The 15,918-nt window shown below is 65.3% G+C and carries 22 protein-coding genes and 1 pseudogene; all 23 read left to right on the top strand.

The annotated features are described in order from the left end of the window. Positions 1 to 480: 480 nt before the first annotated feature. The 23 genes and pseudogenes from N5J71_RS00925 to N5J71_RS00820 all read left to right on the top strand — a co-directional run bounded on the left by N5J71_RS00925 (position 481) and on the right by N5J71_RS00820 (position 15,628). Positions 481 to 780, top strand: coding sequence for a putative holin (locus N5J71_RS00925; protein WP_279916124.1), 300 nt, complete (start codon positions 481 to 483; stop codon positions 778 to 780). An 80-nt stretch (positions 781 to 860) separates the two neighbouring features. Beyond that, a pseudogene (locus N5J71_RS00920) lies at positions 861 to 1,484 on the top strand (transglycosylase SLT domain-containing protein); the annotation flags it as partial. A gap of 168 nt (positions 1,485 to 1,652) precedes the next feature. Beyond that, the gene (locus tag N5J71_RS00915; RefSeq protein WP_279916122.1) at positions 1,653 to 2,075 is read left to right on the top strand and encodes a hypothetical protein; all 423 of its coding nucleotides are present in this window, start codon (positions 1,653 to 1,655) and stop codon (positions 2,073 to 2,075) included. After that, positions 1,981 to 2,193 carry an Rz1-like lysis system protein LysC gene (lysC, locus tag N5J71_RS22440; RefSeq protein ID WP_424960552.1) on the top strand — a complete coding sequence of 71 codons (213 nt, stop codon included), beginning with the start codon at positions 1,981 to 1,983 and terminating at the stop codon, positions 2,191 to 2,193. The genes N5J71_RS00915 and lysC overlap by 95 nt, the downstream gene beginning before the upstream one ends. Continuing rightward, positions 2,194 to 2,514 carry a DUF2730 family protein gene (locus N5J71_RS00910; RefSeq protein WP_279916120.1) on the top strand — a complete coding sequence of 107 codons (321 nt, stop codon included), beginning with the start codon at positions 2,194 to 2,196 and terminating at the stop codon, positions 2,512 to 2,514. Next, positions 2,511 to 2,807, top strand: coding sequence for a VpaChn25_0724 family phage protein (locus N5J71_RS00905; protein ID WP_279916118.1), 297 nt, complete (start codon positions 2,511 to 2,513; stop codon positions 2,805 to 2,807). The genes N5J71_RS00910 and N5J71_RS00905 overlap by 4 nt, the downstream gene beginning before the upstream one ends. Before the next feature lie 2 nt (positions 2,808 to 2,809). Then, a complete protein-coding gene (locus N5J71_RS00900; protein WP_279916117.1) occupies positions 2,810 to 3,358 on the top strand; it encodes a phage protein Gp27 family protein in 549 nt (182 codons plus the stop codon). Between the two features lie 154 nt (positions 3,359 to 3,512). Next, positions 3,513 to 5,189, top strand: a complete 1,677-nt coding sequence (locus N5J71_RS00895; RefSeq protein ID WP_279916116.1) for a hypothetical protein — start codon at positions 3,513 to 3,515, stop codon at positions 5,187 to 5,189. Continuing rightward, positions 5,183 to 6,763 carry a DUF935 domain-containing protein gene (locus N5J71_RS00890; protein ID WP_279916115.1) on the top strand — a complete coding sequence of 527 codons (1,581 nt, stop codon included), beginning with the start codon at positions 5,183 to 5,185 and terminating at the stop codon, positions 6,761 to 6,763. The genes N5J71_RS00895 and N5J71_RS00890 overlap by 7 nt, the downstream gene beginning before the upstream one ends. Next, the gene (locus N5J71_RS00885; protein WP_279916114.1) at positions 6,763 to 7,974 is read left to right on the top strand and encodes a phage head morphogenesis protein; all 1,212 of its coding nucleotides are present in this window, start codon (positions 6,763 to 6,765) and stop codon (positions 7,972 to 7,974) included. Before N5J71_RS00890 ends, N5J71_RS00885 begins: the two co-directional genes overlap by 1 nt. Continuing rightward, entirely contained in the window at positions 7,971 to 8,459 is a 489-nt protein-coding gene (locus N5J71_RS00880) for a phage virion morphogenesis protein (RefSeq protein WP_279916113.1), read from the top strand. Before N5J71_RS00885 ends, N5J71_RS00880 begins: the two co-directional genes overlap by 4 nt. 439 nt (positions 8,460 to 8,898) lie before the next feature. Continuing rightward, positions 8,899 to 9,636 carry a BRO-N domain-containing protein gene (locus N5J71_RS00875; RefSeq protein ID WP_279916112.1) on the top strand — a complete coding sequence of 246 codons (738 nt, stop codon included), beginning with the start codon at positions 8,899 to 8,901 and terminating at the stop codon, positions 9,634 to 9,636. Continuing rightward, the gene (locus N5J71_RS00870; RefSeq protein WP_092376243.1) at positions 9,633 to 9,950 is read left to right on the top strand and encodes a hypothetical protein; all 318 of its coding nucleotides are present in this window, start codon (positions 9,633 to 9,635) and stop codon (positions 9,948 to 9,950) included. Before N5J71_RS00875 ends, N5J71_RS00870 begins: the two co-directional genes overlap by 4 nt. A gap of 119 nt (positions 9,951 to 10,069) precedes the next feature. Then, entirely contained in the window at positions 10,070 to 11,173 is a 1,104-nt protein-coding gene (locus tag N5J71_RS00865; RefSeq protein ID WP_279916111.1) for a phage protease, read from the top strand. A gap of 3 nt (positions 11,174 to 11,176) precedes the next feature. Next, on the top strand, positions 11,177 to 11,584 hold the full coding sequence (locus N5J71_RS00860; protein WP_279916110.1) for a hypothetical protein: 408 nt from the start codon (positions 11,177 to 11,179) through the stop codon (positions 11,582 to 11,584). Between the two features lie 14 nt (positions 11,585 to 11,598). After that, positions 11,599 to 12,492 carry a Mu-like prophage major head subunit gpT family protein gene (locus N5J71_RS00855; RefSeq protein ID WP_267262458.1) on the top strand — a complete coding sequence of 298 codons (894 nt, stop codon included), beginning with the start codon at positions 11,599 to 11,601 and terminating at the stop codon, positions 12,490 to 12,492. Between the two features lie 11 nt (positions 12,493 to 12,503). After that, positions 12,504 to 13,103: an HI1506-related protein gene (locus N5J71_RS00850; protein ID WP_279916109.1), complete on the top strand. Its 600-nt coding sequence runs from the start codon at positions 12,504 to 12,506 to the stop codon at positions 13,101 to 13,103. A gap of 3 nt (positions 13,104 to 13,106) precedes the next feature. Next, positions 13,107 to 13,622, top strand: a complete 516-nt coding sequence (locus tag N5J71_RS00845; RefSeq protein ID WP_092374068.1) for a gp436 family protein — start codon at positions 13,107 to 13,109, stop codon at positions 13,620 to 13,622. Beyond that, positions 13,622 to 14,059 (top strand): phage tail terminator protein, encoded by a 438-nt coding sequence (locus tag N5J71_RS00840; RefSeq protein WP_279916108.1) that lies wholly within the window; start codon positions 13,622 to 13,624, stop codon positions 14,057 to 14,059. Before N5J71_RS00845 ends, N5J71_RS00840 begins: the two co-directional genes overlap by 1 nt. Then, a complete protein-coding gene (locus N5J71_RS00835) occupies positions 14,056 to 14,247 on the top strand; it encodes a DUF7210 family protein (protein ID WP_279916107.1) in 192 nt (63 codons plus the stop codon). Before N5J71_RS00840 ends, N5J71_RS00835 begins: the two co-directional genes overlap by 4 nt. A 3-nt stretch (positions 14,248 to 14,250) precedes the next feature. Beyond that, entirely contained in the window at positions 14,251 to 14,994 is a 744-nt protein-coding gene (locus N5J71_RS00830) for a phage tail tube protein (RefSeq protein ID WP_279916106.1), read from the top strand. Positions 14,995 to 14,996: 2 nt separating this feature from the next. Further along, positions 14,997 to 15,446: a DUF6631 family protein gene (locus N5J71_RS00825; RefSeq protein WP_279916105.1), complete on the top strand. Its 450-nt coding sequence runs from the start codon at positions 14,997 to 14,999 to the stop codon at positions 15,444 to 15,446. Positions 15,447 to 15,484: 38 nt separating this feature from the next. Beyond that, a complete protein-coding gene (locus tag N5J71_RS00820; protein ID WP_279916104.1) occupies positions 15,485 to 15,628 on the top strand; it encodes a hypothetical protein in 144 nt (47 codons plus the stop codon). Positions 15,629 to 15,918: the final 290 nt, after the last annotated feature.

Below are 15,918 nucleotides of genomic sequence, written 5' to 3'. Positions count from 1 at the left end.
ATGGGCGCCCCCTGTTGGCTGTTAGCTGCCGACTACAGTGTGAGTGGTAAGGCAGGTCTCATGACCCTAGTGTCTGTGTCGCCTGAGCAAGCCGAGAACGAGGATGTTTACCGCTTAGCAGTAGCCGATGCTTGCGCAGGCAAGCCTGTCTGTCAGGTTCACTACTGGGTTGGCCAAGCGCCAAGTGGCCTGCCTTTGACGGACGAACAGGTGGAAACCAAGCGCGCCGTTTGGCAGCTGAACATGAATACAGGGCTGCGGCGGTGGTTGGTGAAATGCGAGGAAAGCAATCTTTTCGCTGACAACCGAGAATGCATGTAAGTGATTAAGTGATAGGGCGCCGCAATGGCGCCCTTTCGATTTTTGCCGCGTCCAAATTACTCCGCGCGCGCGCGAGGCGAAGCTGTGATCTCTCCCCCGGTCGGACTGCCGGTATGAGCACAGCAACGGCCAGGGATTGGCCAACCTCGGAGCGCAATCATGTCTCAAGCCTGCAAGCCCAAGCGCCGCCTACTGCCGCGCATGACCGTTTTCGCTGTTATCTCCCTGATGCTGCTGACCGCCATCTGGTTCGTGCGGCCCGAGCAACTGCAAGTGGTGCTGTACAAGGCCAGCCTGGTGACGCTCGGCGCCGTGCTGGGTTACTACATCGACCGCGCGGTGTTCCTGACCGAAGCCCGGCCGCATGAGTGCATCGGGGGCATTCATATCGTTGGTGCCTGGCTGCGACGCGCATTGATCGTGCTGGCGTGCATCCTCGGCCTGACGCTGGGGCTCTGATCATGGGCCGCCTCAAGCGTTGGCTGGCCGAGGCCGGCAATGACCTGGCGATCATCTGGATGGTTGAGCCGCGCCTGTTCCTGTGGCCGCTGATCCTGCTGGTGTTCGCAGTCGGTTTCTTCATCGTGCCCACGGCCGATGCCGCCAGCATTCCCACCGCTGCCGAGCAGCACCGCCGCACCCTGGTGCGCGCTGCGCATGCCGAATGGGGCCTGGGGGCGCCTGTGGCGACGTTCGCCGCCCAGGTGCATCAGGAGAGCGCCTGGCGGGTGAATGCCCGGTCGCCTGTGGGCGCCGAGGGCCTGGCGCAGTTCATGCCGGCTACGGCGGACTGGATGGCCGAGATCTACCCACGCAGCCTGGGCCCGGCGCAGCCGTACAACCCAGGGTGGGCACTGCGGGCCATGGTGGCGTTCGACCGCTGGCTCTACGAGCGAAACCAGGCCGTTAGCGAGTGTGACCGCTGGGCCTTCGTGCTGGCCGGCTACAACGGCGGCAATGGCTGGGTGAATCGTGACCGACGTCTGGCATCGGCAAAGGGCGCCGATCCGCTGGCCTGGTTCGATTCCGTCGAGCGGCACAACGCTGGCCGCTCGGCTGCCAACTTCCGCGAGAACCGCCATTACCCGCGCGCCATCCTGCTGCGCTGGGAGCCGATGTACATGGCTGCCGGCTGGGGGCCTGGCGTGTGCGCCGAGAGGTATAGCCGCCATGAAGATCCCGACGCTGTTTCTGCTCGCCACGTTGACCAGCAGTTCGCCTGCCGCCTGCTCCCGGAACTGGTTGGCTGCCGCCGAGCTGTTCGCATCGCCGCCGCCCCGCGAGCGCCACGCACCGCGACTACCGCGCAAGTTCAGGCGTAAGGGGCGGCGATGATCAACCGAATCGTGATTGCACTCAGCGCCCTGGTCGGGCTGGGGATCGCCCTAGCCGTGACCTGGTTGCTGGCTGCAAGCACTGCCTATGACCTGGGCTACGCCGAGGGCAAGGCAGCTGCAGCCGAGGCGTGCCAGCAGGCCCAGCTCGACGCCCTGGAGGGCGTGATCGACAGCACCAAGGGGCTGATCGCCGACGCCAACGCAGCCAGCCAGGAGCTGGGCAAGACCATCAGCGCACGCCGCCAGGCGGACGCACAGACCACCAAGGAGATCCGCCATGCGCTCGCTACTACTGCGACTCAGCGTGCTGGCTGTGTGTTCGATGCTGGCGTCATGCAGCAGCTCGACGACGCGCGTCGTCGAGCCGCCGAGGCCGCTGCCAGCGGAGTACGCACGTCAATGCCCGCCACCCGTTGAACCGCACGACAACAGCGCCGACGCCGCCGTGGTGGCGCTCAAGGAGCTTTATGACCAGTACGGCGAGTGCGCTGGCCGGCTGGTGGACCTGGTGAATTACCTGCAGGAGAAACGCTAGATGGATATGGACTTCGCCCTGCGGCTTGGCCAGTTCCTTTTCACCCTGATTGTCGGGGTGTTCTCGATTACCGCGGCGCGCCGCGCCAGTTCTCGGGCCGAGGCCGAAGAGTTGGCCGGGCGCCTGCGCGACCACGGCAACCGCATCCTGGTGCTGGAGCAGCGCATGGATCATCTACCTGATGGCAAGCAGCTGGCCGATCTGGCCGGCGATATGAAGGCGATCAAAGCCGAGCTTGCGGGGGTGGCCCGAGAACTGGCCCCTTTGGCCAGATCGGTCGACCGAATCAATGACTACCTGTTGAACGCGAGGCCGCAATGACTACGCCATTTTCTGACTACCTGCGCCAGGATCAGCGCCTGGTGATGCTGCGCATCCTCTCTGAGCTGCCGCAGTTCCGCTCCAACTCCTCGGTGATCGCCAACCTGCTGGGCCAGTTCGGGCACCACCCGAGCCGCGACCAGGTGAAGGGCGACCTGACCTGGCTCGGCGAACAGGGCCTGGTGTCGATCGACGATATCGGCTCCGTCCTGGTCGTGACCCTGACCGAGCGCGGTGGCGACGTGGCTGCCGGCCGCGCATCGGTTCCGGGCGTCAGCAAGCCGAGGCCCTGAGCATGGGGCGCAAGTCGAGCATCGACCGGCTAGAGCCGGCAGTCCGCACGCACATCGAGAAGCGCCTGCGCGAGCGGCGCCTCACCCTGGACGAGCTGATCGAGGATCTGCACGAGCACTTCCCCAGCGCGGACAAGCCCAGCCGTTCGGCGATTGGCCGCTACAAGGTCAGCTTCGACGAGATGGCCAAGCGGCTGCGCGAGCAGCAGGCCATGGCCAGCCTGCTGGTCGAGGAGCTGGGCGAGAACCCCAACGACAAGGCCGGCGCACTGATGGTGCAGTCGATCCAGACCCTGACCACGCACGCCGCCCTGGGCGCGCAGATCGACGACGAGACCACGATCGACGACGTGCGCAAGCTGGCCCGCGCTGCAAAGGACGTGCTGCAGGCCAGCAAGGCCAGCCGCGAGGAGCGCAAGGCGATCGAGCGTGAAGCCCGCGAGGCGCTGTTGGCTGAGCAGGAGCAGCGCCTGGAAGAACAGCGTGGCAGCGATGGCATGAGCGAGCAGCTCGAAAACCGCATTCGCGGCATTCTGCTGGGGAAAGCGTGATGAATACCGTGATCATGAAAGCGCGCCGCACAGGCTTAACCTACATGGCAAAGCGCATAGCAGCTCAGCGCGACGAGCCGTACAAGTGTCGGGAATTTGAGGCGGAAATGAGGCTGCAGGTCGGTGGTCGAGACCGGCAGCGAGGTCAGCGCTGATGGCCATGCAAACCACCACCGCCAACCTGGGTAAGGGGCTCACTGCCACCAGCGCGCCGCGCAAGATCGATCTCGCAGAGGAGATGGAGCTACTCGGCGTCGACGTACCCCAGGATATCGGCGAAGCCCAGCCGGAAGACGAACCAGTATTCCTGCCATACCAGCGCCGCTGGTTTGAGGATGAAAGCCAGATCATGATCGGCGAGAAGTCTCGCCGAACGGGGATCACCTGGGCCGAAGCAGGCCGCAACGTCGTCAACGCAGCCAAGCCGCGCCGCCGTGGTGGTTGCAATACCTTCTACGTGGGCAGCAAGCAGGAGATGGCGCTTGAGTACATCGCCGCCTGCGCGCTGTTCGCCAAGGCATTCAACGAGCTGGCCGAGGCCGACGTCTACGAGCAGACCTTCTGGGACGACGGCAAGAAGGAAGAGATCCTCACCTACATGATCCGCTTCCCGAAAACGGGGCGGAAGATCCAGGCGCTGAGCAGCCGGCCGAGCAACCTGCGCGGCTTGCAGGGCGACGTGGTGATCGACGAGGCGGCGTTCCATGAGTCTCTGGAAGAGCTGCTGAAGGCGGCCTTGGCGCTGACCATGTGGGGCAACAAGGTGCGCTTGATCAGCACCCATAACGGCGTCGACAACCCCTTCAACACCTACATCCAGGACGCCCGCGAGGGCCGCAAGGACTACAGCATCCATCGCATTACTCTCGACAGTGCGATCGCCGAGGGTCTGTACAAGCGCATCTGCTACGTCACCGGCCAGACCTGGTCGCCCGAGGCCGAGAAGGCCTGGCGCGATGGCCTGTACAAGAACGCCCCCAACATCGAGTCGGCCGAGGAAGAGTACGGCTGTGTGCCGAAGAAGAGCGGCGGCGCCTACCTGAGCCGCGTGCTGATCGAGGCGGCGATGGTTGCCGATCGCTCGATCCGCATCTACCGCTACGAGGCCCCGCAAGGCTTCGAGGAGTGGACGCCGGAACACCGCGAGGCCGAGGTGCGCGCCTGGTGTGAGGAGAACTTGCAGCCCGAGCTGGCCCGCCTCAGCGACCGCAACCGCCACACCTTCGGTGAGGACTTCGCCCGCCGTGGCGACCTCACCGTGTTCACGCCCCTGCAGATCGACCCGTTGCTGCGCAAGCGTGTGCCGTTCCAGGTGGAACTGCGCAACCTCACCTACGAGGCGCAGCGGCAGGTGATGTTCTTCATCTGCGATCGCCTGCCGCGCCTGACCGGCCTGGCGTTCGACGCCACCGGCAACGGTGGGTACCTGGCCGAACAGGCCGCGCTGAAGTACGGCAGCACCATGGTCGACCAGGTGGCGCTGTCGCTGGCCTGGTACGCCGAGTGGATGCCCAAGCTCAAGGGCGAGTTCGAGGCCTTCAACCTGCAGATCCCGCGGCACCAGACGACGCTCGATGACCTGCTCTCGATCAAGGTCGAGAAAGGCGTACCGGTGATCGACAAGGGCCGTACCAAGGATCTGGAGAGCACCAGCTCGAAGGCCAAGCGCCACGGCGACTCGGCCATCTCCCTGGCCATGGCCGTGCGGGCCAGCTTCATGCAGGGCGGCATCATCGAGGCGACCATGCTGCCTCGCCATAGTCGCGGCTTCGACAACGTGGCCAACGAAGACGACGACATCCAATTACCGGAGCCAAGCACATCATGGTGACCACATCCCGCATCCTGGGCCCAGACGGCCAGCCGATCCGCCTGGCCGAGATCCGCGAGCCGCAGACCGCCCATATCACCAGCCTGCACCACGAAGTGGGCAACCACCCCTCGCGCGGCCTGACGCCGAGCAAGCTGGCGCAGATCCTCGATCAGGCCGAACAAGGCGACGTGATCGCCCAGTACGAGCTGTTCGAGGACATCGAGGAGAAGGACGGCCACGTGTTCGCCGAGATGGACAAGCGGCGCCGCGCCGTGGCCCAGCTGGACTGGCAGATCGTGCCGCCAGACAACCCCACCGCCAAGGAGAAAGAAGCCGCCACCGCACTCCAGTCGATGCTGGCCGGGCTGGATGACTTCGAGGCGATGCTGTTCGACGTGACCGACGCCATTGGCAAAGGCTTTGCCTGTCTGGAGTTCGACGGCTGGCACCGGGTCGATGGCGACTGGCTGCCGCGTGCAATCGATCACCGGCCGCAGACCTGGTTCCAGCTCACCCGCGGCGAGCGTCGCCAGGAGATCCGCCTACGCGGCTCGATGGGCGGTGAGCCCCTGCAGCCATTCGGCTGGATCACCCACGTGCATAAGTCCAAGAGCGGCTACCTGGAGCGCAGCGCACTGTTCCGCGTGCTGGTGTGGCCGTACCTGTTCAAGAACTACAGCGTGGGTGACCTGGCCGAGTTCCTGGAGATCTACGGCATCCCGATGCGCGTGGGCAAGTACCCAGGCGGCGCCACCGAGAAGGAGAAACTGACCCTGCTGCGTGCCCTGGCCCAGCTCGGCCACAGCGCCGCTGGCATCATTCCGATCGGCATGGAGATGGAGTTCCTCAACGCCGCCGAAGGTGACCCGGCTGCGTTCAAGCTGATGATCGACTGGTGCGAACGCACCCAGAGCAAGGCCATCCTGGGCGGCACGCTCACCAGCGGTACCGGCGATGGCACCAACACCAACGCCCTGGGCAACGTGCACAACGAGGTGCGCCTCGACCTGCGCGACTCCGACGCCAAGCAGTTGGCCGCTACGATCAGCCGTGACCTGGTGTACCCGATCGCCGTGCTCAATGGCCTGGCTGACAGCTGGAAGCGCTGCCCGCGCCTGGTGTTCCCGACCCAGGAACCGGAGGATCTGAAGGCCTACGCCGACTCGCTGCCGCAGTTGGTCAAGCTGGGTTTCAAGATCCCGCGCCAGTGGGCTCAGGAGCGGGTGGCAATCCCCGAGCCGGCCGAGAACGAGGACGTGCTGCAGCTGCAGGCCGAGCCAGTCACGCCACCAGCTGATGAGCCGCCACCGCGCCGCGCTGCAGCCACTGCCCAGCAGCGCCGCGCAGCCCCCAACGACCCCGCCGAAGCCATGTCGCCGCGCCTGCAGGCCGACCTGCAGCCGGCCGTGGCAGAGTGGGCCGAACAGCTGCAGGCGCTGGTGGCCGAGGCCGGCTCGCTGCAGGCCATCCAGGCCGGGCTGCTGGAGCTGGCCCCGCAGTTGAGCCTGGACCAGTACGCCGAGCTGATGGCCGAGGCGCTCACTGCCGCCGACCTGGCCGGGCGTAACGACATCGAGGACGAGGTGCGCTGATGGCCACTCCCGCCAGCTACGGCAGCCTGCCGTTCCGTGAGCAGAACGAGTTCCTGCGCCGCAAGATGCCGAGCGTGGACTACTTCGCCGTGCGCGGCGCCGCGCATGACCACGCCTTCGTGGTGGCCGGGGCTCACCGCGCCGACATGGTGGCGGATATTCAGCAGGTGCTGCAGAGCGCCCTGGACAACGGCGACACCCTGGAGGCCTTCCGCGAGGACTTTTTCGCGGTGCTCGATAACTACGGCTGGCAGCCCGATGGCGGCCGCGCCTGGCGCTCGCGGGTGATCTACGAGACCAACCTGCGCACCAGCTACGCCGCCGGCCGCTACCAGCAGCTGCAGGAGGTGAAGGCCACGCGGCCCTACTGGATGTACGAGCACAGCGATGCGGTGATCACCCCGCGCCCCGAGCATGAGGCTTGGCACGGCCTGGTGATCCCGGCGGACGATCCCTGGTGGCAAACCCATTACCCGCCGAACGGCTGGGGCTGCCAGTGCCGCGTGCGCGCCCTGAACGAGCGCGACCTCAAGCGCCTGGGCAAGGCTGGCCCGGACGAGGCACCGGCCAGCAAGCCGCGGCGCATCGAGTACAAGGGCGAAGTGGTCGAGGTGCCCGAGGGCATCGACCCCGGCTGGGGCTATGCACCAGGTCGCAGCGCCCTGGAGCGCCAGGTGCAACTCAGCATGAGCAAGACCGAACGCCTGCCGGCGGCGCCGGCCGCGAGCATGGCGCAGCAGCTGCTCGAGCACGGTGCAGTAAGCCGTGCCATCGACAACGACTGGCGCCGCATGCTTGATGACGTGGTGATGGACGGCGCCGATCGCGGCCGCAGCATGCTGGTGGGCAGCATCAGCCCGAACCTGGTCACCGGCCTGGCCGGCGCCGGGGTAACGCCGGTGACGGCGGTGATCGGCATCAGCGACGTGGCCATGCTGCGCATGCTGGCCGGCAAGGCGCGCGATGCGCGTGCCGTCGCCGCCGAGCGCTTCGGTAACGTCCCCACCGCCCTGGCCCGGCCGAATGCGGTGCTGCTCGATGCCGGCAGTAACAGCCTGGTGTATGTGTATGGTGATGACCTGGCCCTGGCCGTGCGCTACCAGGTGAGCGGCGATGCCGTGGCCAACAGCGTGCAACAGGCGCTGGATATCGCTGCGGTGCGTCGTCGCCTGCAGGCCGGGCAACTGGTGCTGCTGGAGGGCGAGCTGTGAGCGGCGCGCGGGTAGAGCTGGAGTTCGACAACGCTGCCGTACTGTCGGCGATTCGAGGCGCCCTGGCCGAGCTGACGGACCCAAGGCCGATGCTGCTGGACATCGGCGAGGCGCTGGTCAACAGCACCCGCGACCGCTTCAGCGCGCAACGCGGGCCGGATGGCCAGACCTGGAAGACGCTCAGCCCGCGCTACCTGGAAACCAAGTCGCCGAACCCTGGCAAGATCCTGCAGCGGCGTGGCGATCTTGTGCGGCAGATCTTCCCGCAGGTCGAAGGCGCCACCCTGCTGGTGGGCACCGATCGGGTATACGGTGCGGTGCATCAGTTCGGCGCGCTCAAGGGCGCCTTCGGCAAAACCCGTCGCGGCGCGCCCATCCCCTGGGGCGACATTCCGGCGCGGCCGTTCCTCGGTATCTCCGATGATGACGCAGCGGAGATCATCGCCATCGCCCGCGATCACCTGCAGGCCCGTTTGCAGGGCTGAAAACCGCAAACCGCCGCAAAGGCCCGTAGAAGCGTTTTAAGCCCCCCAGGGGGCTGCCGTTGTACGCGTCGGGCTGCCTCTGGCCCTTTCCGGGGCTGTTTGGGCGTTTATAAACACGGCTCTGCATCAGGCCTGGAGTGAGTTTTGGGCTACAGCCTGGGAAAACCGGCAAAACAGCGAAAATGGTAAAGCTGTTGCCAAGGCGGCAACGCTGGGCTAGGGTAAAAGCACTAAACCTTACGGCAGCCACGGCACTGACCACGCCGCCTGCCGCCAGCCCTCGGGCTGGCGTTTGCATTTTTACGGTCGGGATGAGAGCGCGGATACAACACCCTTCGGGGGAAGAAGCGCCAGGGGTCCGTAAGGCCCTAGTTGAGTCCCGACCACCTGATGGGCTACTAATCCATCAGGCATTGACTGAACCTTACGGAGTCCCACCATGACCGCTCTTACCTTCCGCGACACCCGCCTCGACGTGATCGACCGCAACGGCCAGCGCTGGCTGACTGCTGAGCAGATCGGCCTGGCCCTTGGCTACGCGCCAGACAACGCCCGCAAGGGCGTCATCAAGCTCTTCAATACGCATAGCGACGAGTTCACCGAGGCGGATACATTCGTCGCCGTTTTGGCGACGAATTCCCGAGGCAATCCAAACACCCGTCTTTTCTCCTCCAGCGGCTGCATCCTGCTCGGCTTTTTCGCCAATACCGCCCGCGCCAAGGAGTTCCGCGTATGGGCCAAGCAGGTGCTGGCCGCCCAGCCGGCACCTACGCCGGCCGCGCCGGTGCGCGGCGCGAACGGCCGGGTGCTGATCACCCGTGCCATGGAACGCCAGGTGCTGGAGCTGTTCGTCGCCGGCTGGCGGCAGCGGGCCATTGCCGCTGAGGTGGGGCTATCCGCTGCCGCCATCAACCTGCTGCTGCATGCCAAGTATCAGTTTTCCCCGGCGGCTGGCGAACCACAGTGCAGCCCCGAGCTGCTCGCCGCTGTGGCGGTTAAGCACCTGCAGAACGAGCAGGCGCGGCTGATCGAGCAGCAACAGCGGTTGGCCCAGCGCTTCTGCAACTCGGCGCACAACCAGCCGCTGGCCGACCAGCTCGACCGCATTGGCCGGCACCTGCAACAGGCCGCCGCCGTCGCCCTGCTGCCGCTGAGCAGCAAGGATGGTGAGCAATGAGCCTGCATGAGCTGCGCCCCGACCAAGTGGCCGCCATCAATGCCTTTGCCGCGCGGCGCCTGGCCGAGCGCATGGGCGCCCTGAGCGCGCTGAAACAACTGCTGGCCGTGCCGCTGCCGGTGGATGCCGAAGGCGACGAAACCCCGGCTATGCTCGACCACGTGTCGCGCAGCGACCTGTGCCAACTGGTGGACGTGCTGGCCGGCGACCTGGAGCAGCAGGCCTACAAGGTGCAGGAGCTGGCCGACCAGGCGCTGCACAACACCCTGGCCCTGCTGGACTACCCTGCCGACCACGCCCTGCGCGTGCGCTGAACCTCCCAGCCCGGCCCCGCGCCGGGCTGTTTTCCCTACCCGTAGCACCCTCGCCAGCCCTGGCGAGATTTTTGCCCCGTCAAAATTACTTGGCAGGCCTGCAACGCCAAGCTGCCGGCATGAAGACAAAACGCCTCCCTCTCGCCGTTGCACTTGCCGCCTGCAGTTTCGTACTGGGGGCGCCGGCTGCCGACAACACCATCTGGGTTCAGGTGACCCCGGCTGGCCATTTCCTGCCGGCTGATGGCCGCGAGATCAAGGTGCCGTCCTGGCACATCAACCAGGCGGTGGCCACCAAGGTCATCGAGCGCTTCCACGCTCGCAAGAACAAGCGAGTAGTCGACTACGAGCACCAGACCCTGCTCAAGGAAGAGAACGGACAGGCAGCGCCTGCTGCTGGCTGGTATCTGGATCTGCAATGGCGCGAGGGTGAAGGCCTGTTCGCGCAGGTGCAGCTCACTCGTCGCGCTGCCGAGTACATCGCCGAGGGCGAGTACCAGTATTTCTCCCCCGTGTTCCTTTACCACCCGACCACCGGCGACGTCCTGGACGTGCAGATGGGCGCGCTCACCAATGCCCCGGCAATCGACGGCATGCAGGAACTCAGCCTGCGCGCCGCCGCGTCGTTCGGCTGTTTCGATGACTCCCCAGAGGAAAACCCCGTGAACCAATTGCTGCTGGCGCTGATCGCCGCCCTCGGCCTGGCCGAGAACACCACCGAAGAGCAGGCAGTCGCCGCGCTCTCCGCCCACACCACCAACCTGCGCAAGCTGCTGGGCCTGGATGAAAAGGCCGGTGGCGAAGCCATGCTGGCAGCCTGCACCGGCCTCAAGGCCAAGGCCGCCACCAGCGTCGACCCGTCGCAGTTCGTGCCGTTGTCGGTCGTCGAAGGACTCAAGGCCGATATGGCAGCGCTGACCGCCCGCCTGGGTGAGCGCGACGAGAAGGATCTCGACAGCCAGATCCAAGGCGCCCTGGAAGACGGGCGCCTGCACAAGACCATGGAAGAGTGGGCGCGTGACCTCGGCAAGAGCAACCGCGCAGCGCTGACTGCCTACCTGGATAAGGCGCAACCCATCGCGGCCATCGCCGGTAGCCAGACCGGAGGCAAACCGCCGGTGGCGGACGAGAAAACCGGTCTGACCCAGGAAGAGCTGGCTGTGTGCTCGGCCATGGGCCTGACCGCCGAACAGTTCAAGGCCGCCAAGGTCGAGGAGCAATAAGCCATGACTGCGCTGACCAAAGATCGCAACACCAAGCGCCGTGATGGCGTGCAGTACTCCGACCCGGTAGCCGCCAGCACCAAGATTTTTGCCGGCGCCCTGGTGTGCATCAACGCCTCGGGCTACGCCGTGCCGGGCAGCACCGCCACCACCCTGAAGGCTCGGGGCGTGGCGCAGGAGTACGTCGACAACTCGGCCGGCAGTGCCGGTGATCTGCGCGTGGAAACCCGCCGTGGCGTGTTCCCGTTCGTCAACAGCGCCTCGGCCGACGAGATCACCCGTGCCGATATCGGCGCCACGGCCTACATCGTCGACGACCAGACGGTCGCCAAGACCTCCGCCACCAACACCCGCTCGGTTGCCGGCGTTATCCGCGATGTGGATAGCGATGGCGTCTGGGTCGAGATCTAAGGAGCAAGACTCAGATGATCATCAACAAGCAAAACCTCGCCATCCTGCACACCGGCTACAAGGCGTCGTTCCAGGGCGCATTCCAGGGCGCAGTGATCGACTATGACCAGATCGTGATGGAGGTGCAGTCCGGCACCGCCATCGAAACCTACGGCTGGCTGGGCGCTACCACCCGCTTCCGTGAGTGGCTGGGCGACCGCGTGATCCAGAACCTGGCGCTGCATGACTACAGCATCAAGAACAAGACGTTCGAGAACACCGTGGGCGTGCCCCGCGAGGCGATCGAGGACGATCAGTACGGCACCTACAACACCCTGATGGCGCAACTGGGCCAGGACGCCAAGGAGCACCCGGCCGAGCTGGTTTATGCCCATCTGAAAAACGGTTTCACCGGCAAGTGCTATGACGGCCAGTTCTTCTTCGATACCGACCATCCGGTGATCGGCGCCAACGGCCAGGAAACGTCGGTGAGCAACTTCCAGGGTGGTAGCGGTACGGCGTGGTTCTTGCTGGACGTCACTCGCATGATGCGGCCCATCATTCTGCAGAAGCGCAAGAACTATCAGTTCGTTTCCAAGACCGGCGAGACCGACTCCAACGTGTTCGACCGCAAGGAGTTCGTATGGGGCGTGGATGCACGCCTGAACGTTGGTTATGGCCTGTGGCAGCTGGCCTATGCCTCCAAGGAAGCGTTGGATGCCGACAGCTTCAACGCGGCCTATGCCGCCATGCAGGAACTCAAGGGCGACAACGCGCGTCCGCTGGGTATCCGTCCGAAGCTGCTGGTAGTGCCGCCAAGCATGCGTGCTACTGCCCTGGAAGTGGTCAAGGCCGAGCGCAACGCCGCCGGCGCCACCAACATCAACCGCGACGTGGTCGACGTGCTCGTCACCCCGTGGCTGGCCTGATGGGGTGATGCATGGCTAATAAATCGACCGCCAAGGCGCCTGCAAAGGCGCCCACCAAGAGCGCAGATAAGGCAGCCCCAGCGGCTGCCCCTGCAGCCGCCGAACAGCTGGCCACCCAGCCGGCGGCATCTACCGAAAATGCTGCACCGACTCAGGTGAACGAGCCGGCCAGCACCGAACAACCTGCGAATGAAGCATCCGTTCTGGAGAACGGTTCCATGGGGCAGGACGCCCCGACCGATACCGCCCCGGCCGCGCCTGATAAGGCGGCCGACACCAGCCAACCGGCATCTGCCGCGCCCCAGGCGTCTGTGGGCGATGCCGTTGTGACTCAACCAGGTGCGGAGGCGCAGGCAGCAGCATCGCCTGCAGGTGGCAGTGCCACTGATGCTGTTGATGGCCTGGGCGACGATGGCGACTACGAGGGGCTTTGGGTCGAGGCGATTCCCGAGCAGGGCTTCCGCCGCTGCGGTTTTCGCTTCACCCGTGAAGGCTTCGGCATTGCCCTGGACGCGCTGACGGCCGAGCAGATCGAGCAGCTGGAGAACGAGCCCAACCTCAAGGTTGAGCGCGGCATCTTCTCCGGCAGTGTCGGCGAGCGCGTGGAGTAACCCATGCAGTACATCACCGCCGATCAACTGGCCGAACGCCCCGGTGCTCGCGAACTGGCCCAGGTGGCCACCGCAGCACACCTGGCGATTGTGCCTGCCGAGTTGATGGAGGCCACCCTGCGCGGCGCCGATCGCAGCAGCTGGACGGCACCGCAGGTGGCCTCGGCGGATGATGCCCTGCAACGAATCGAAGACGCTGTGCGCCAGGCCGAGGGTCTGGTGGATGGCTACCTTGCGCGGCGCGGCTATGGCCTGCCGCTGAGCCCGGTACCTGAGCTGGTGACAGGCTGGGTGCGCGATATCGCCCGCTATCTGCTGCACAAGGATCGCCAAGGCCGTGAGGATAACGACCCCATCGTGCGGGCCTATCGCGATGCGTTGAAGTTCCTGGAGCTGATCGCCCAGGGCAAGTTCAGCCTGGGCGCGTTGGACCCCATCCAGAACAACCCGAGCACCATCGATGTGCGCTTCGATTCAGCGCCAAGTGTCTTCGATCGCAAAAACCGGCGGAGCTTCTGATGAGCGCCCCTTTCGACATCAACCTGGTCATCGCCCGCCTGCGCGCCGAGGTGCCCGAGCTGCAGAGCGTCGAGGGCGTCGCCGAGTACGGCGCGGTGACCAGTCTGCGCGACTTCCGTACCCCTTGCGCGTTCGCGTTGCTGGTGCGTGAGCGTGGCGACGGTGAGCCGCCCAAGGCTGGCCGCCAGCGCGCCCTGGCCACGGTCGGGGTGGTTTTGGCAGTGCGCAACTACCGCGACACCCGAGGTGCCGAGACGGTGGAGGAACTGACGCCGCTGCTCGGCAAGGTGCGCGACGCGCTGATGGGCTGGACGCCGGACATCATTGGCGGGCGGCCGTTTCAGTTCCTCCAGGGCGACGTGCTGGACTACGACGCCAGCACGCTGCTGTGGACGGATGTTTACCAGACCCAACACTTCATAGGCGTAACCCCATGAGCAAGAGCAACAGCAACGCCCCGGCCGCCGCGCCGACCCTCGTAGAAGTCACCCTGGAGAAGCCGCACACCCACAAGGGTGAGCCGTTCAAGAAGGGCGACAAGATTCGCGTCAATGCCGCAGAGCGGGATTGGCTGATCGCCAACAAGGTCATCGCCGGCTCTGAGCAGCCGCAGGCCAAGGAGTAACCCATGTCTGATCTCTTTTCCTTCCAGGGCAAGATCTACCTCGGCGAGCGTTCGGCCCAGGGCAAGCTGGTGAAATCCATCTGGGTGGGCAACGCGCCGGCCTGTTCGGTGCAGTTCCAGACCGAGACCACCAACAAGACCGAGTCTTTCAGTGGCAATCGTCTACCGTATGGCCGCCTGCGCCGTGGCAAGACGGCCAACATCACCCTGTCGCTGGATGAATGGATTCTGGAGAACCTGATCCTGGGCCTGCACGGCAAATCGGTGCCGGTTACCGCCGGTTCGGCCACGGGTGAGGTTCTGCCCACCGGTATTGTTGCGGGCGACCTGGTGCGCTTGGACAAGGGCTTCGTCAGCAGTGTGGTGATCACCGACAGCGCCGGCACCCCGGCACCAGTGCCGCACACCGTCGAGTCGCCCAATGCTGGCTTGATCCGCCTGGGCTCGCTGACCGGCGTTACCCCTCCGTTCAGTGCCGCCTACAGCTACGCCGCTGCGCAGTCGCTGTCGATCTTCGCCGAGACGCCGCCAGAGCGTTGGCTGTATCTGGACGGCATCAATACCGAGAACAACCGCCCGGTGCTGCTCGACCTGTACCGCGTCAGCTTCGACCCGGTCGGCGACCTCGGCCTGATCCACGACGAGTACGGGCAGCTGAGCATGACCGGCAGCGTGCTGTATGACCCGGCCAACGCCAACGGCAGCAACATGCACGGCTTCGGCAACGTGCAATGGCAGGATCAGTAAGCATGGCGCGCAAGGTAAAGGAGGCGGCGCCAGTCGCCGCCCCTGGCGCCGATGACCTGGAGGTGCTCCACCCGGAGCGCGAGGTCACCATCGCCGGTCGCCAGTTGGTGGTGCGCGAGTATGGCTTCGTCGAGGGGCTCAAGCTGCGGCCGCTGTATGCGCCGTTGATCGAGACCCTGAAGCCGGTGCTGGCCGAGGGCGAGTTGCCCGACCTGGAGCAGATCCTGGATCTGCTGGTGCAACATGCCGACGCGCTGCCGCAGCTGATGGCCGCCGCCTGTGATCAGCCCGTTGAATGGGTAGCCGGTCTCGGCCATGAGCACGGCCACAACCTGATGCTGGTGTGGTGGGGGGTGCTCGGCCCTTTTTTCGTGCGCAGTGCAGCGGGCCAGCTGCTCAGCGAAAGGCTGCGGGCCATGCGCCGCGCTGGAGCGACGTCTACGCCGTCCTGATCTCGGCCGGCTATGGCGATGCCGAGCGCATCGGGCGTATGACGCAACGGCAGATCCTGCTGCACTACAACGCCCAAACCCGTCGCCGCAACCTGGAGCGGGCCCAGAACTTCATTGATATGAACAAGGCAGGCGCAAGCGCCAAGGCCGCCGAAGAACACTTCAAGCTGCTGCAGAAGTGAAAGTTAGGAGCTAACCATGGGATCTGGTTCCGCCCGCCGTCTGCCATTCACCCCGTGCAAGCTGTATATAGATGGTGCTGAAGGTCTAAGCGTTGGTGATTTTATAGTGACACCTGGCGGGTCGGCTTACTTGGTACAGAAGACTCGCCAAAGTCCAACCAAGCCGGCGCGTTTGTATCTCACCTGTCTTCGTTGGCCAATCGCGCAGATCCCGGAAGAAGGTAGAACCTACCAGCTCAATTGGTACCGCCGTTGAGCTGGGTAGTTATGCCCGACATCTGATTGGTGCT

The organism is Ectopseudomonas oleovorans (assembly GCF_029845265.1).
Classification (GTDB): Bacteria; Pseudomonadota; Gammaproteobacteria; order Pseudomonadales; family Pseudomonadaceae; genus Aquipseudomonas; species Aquipseudomonas oleovorans.
The sequence above is the reverse complement of the archived record's forward strand: the minus strand, read 5'-3'. Positions and strand labels throughout refer to the sequence as shown.

Excerpts from the sequence above, each read along its gene's own strand:
- N5J71_RS00925 (WP_279916124.1), top strand. The coding sequence starts at position 481 with ATGTCTCAAGCCTGCAAGCCCAAGCGCCGCCTACTGCCGCGCATGACC.
- N5J71_RS00915 (WP_279916122.1), top strand. The coding sequence starts at position 1,653 with ATGATCAACCGAATCGTGATTGCACTCAGCGCCCTGGTCGGGCTGGGG.
- lysC (WP_424960552.1), top strand. The coding sequence starts at position 1,981 with ATGCTGGCGTCATGCAGCAGCTCGACGACGCGCGTCGTCGAGCCGCCG.
- N5J71_RS00910 (WP_279916120.1), top strand. The coding sequence starts at position 2,194 with ATGGATATGGACTTCGCCCTGCGGCTTGGCCAGTTCCTTTTCACCCTG.
- N5J71_RS00905 (WP_279916118.1), top strand. The coding sequence starts at position 2,511 with ATGACTACGCCATTTTCTGACTACCTGCGCCAGGATCAGCGCCTGGTG.
- N5J71_RS00900 (WP_279916117.1), top strand. The coding sequence starts at position 2,810 with ATGGGGCGCAAGTCGAGCATCGACCGGCTAGAGCCGGCAGTCCGCACG.
- N5J71_RS00895 (WP_279916116.1), top strand. The coding sequence starts at position 3,513 with ATGGCCATGCAAACCACCACCGCCAACCTGGGTAAGGGGCTCACTGCC.
- N5J71_RS00890 (WP_279916115.1), top strand. The coding sequence starts at position 5,183 with ATGGTGACCACATCCCGCATCCTGGGCCCAGACGGCCAGCCGATCCGC.
- N5J71_RS00885 (WP_279916114.1), top strand. The coding sequence starts at position 6,763 with ATGGCCACTCCCGCCAGCTACGGCAGCCTGCCGTTCCGTGAGCAGAAC.
- N5J71_RS00875 (WP_279916112.1), top strand. The coding sequence starts at position 8,899 with ATGACCGCTCTTACCTTCCGCGACACCCGCCTCGACGTGATCGACCGC.
- N5J71_RS00870 (WP_092376243.1), top strand. The coding sequence starts at position 9,633 with ATGAGCCTGCATGAGCTGCGCCCCGACCAAGTGGCCGCCATCAATGCC.
- N5J71_RS00865 (WP_279916111.1), top strand. The coding sequence starts at position 10,070 with ATGAAGACAAAACGCCTCCCTCTCGCCGTTGCACTTGCCGCCTGCAGT.
- N5J71_RS00860 (WP_279916110.1), top strand. The coding sequence starts at position 11,177 with ATGACTGCGCTGACCAAAGATCGCAACACCAAGCGCCGTGATGGCGTG.
- N5J71_RS00855 (WP_267262458.1), top strand. The coding sequence starts at position 11,599 with ATGATCATCAACAAGCAAAACCTCGCCATCCTGCACACCGGCTACAAG.
- N5J71_RS00850 (WP_279916109.1), top strand. The coding sequence starts at position 12,504 with ATGGCTAATAAATCGACCGCCAAGGCGCCTGCAAAGGCGCCCACCAAG.
- N5J71_RS00845 (WP_092374068.1), top strand. The coding sequence starts at position 13,107 with ATGCAGTACATCACCGCCGATCAACTGGCCGAACGCCCCGGTGCTCGC.
- N5J71_RS00840 (WP_279916108.1), top strand. The coding sequence starts at position 13,622 with ATGAGCGCCCCTTTCGACATCAACCTGGTCATCGCCCGCCTGCGCGCC.
- N5J71_RS00835 (WP_279916107.1), top strand. The coding sequence starts at position 14,056 with ATGAGCAAGAGCAACAGCAACGCCCCGGCCGCCGCGCCGACCCTCGTA.
- N5J71_RS00830 (WP_279916106.1), top strand. The coding sequence starts at position 14,251 with ATGTCTGATCTCTTTTCCTTCCAGGGCAAGATCTACCTCGGCGAGCGT.
- N5J71_RS00825 (WP_279916105.1), top strand. The coding sequence starts at position 14,997 with ATGGCGCGCAAGGTAAAGGAGGCGGCGCCAGTCGCCGCCCCTGGCGCC.
- N5J71_RS00820 (WP_279916104.1), top strand. The coding sequence starts at position 15,485 with ATGACGCAACGGCAGATCCTGCTGCACTACAACGCCCAAACCCGTCGC.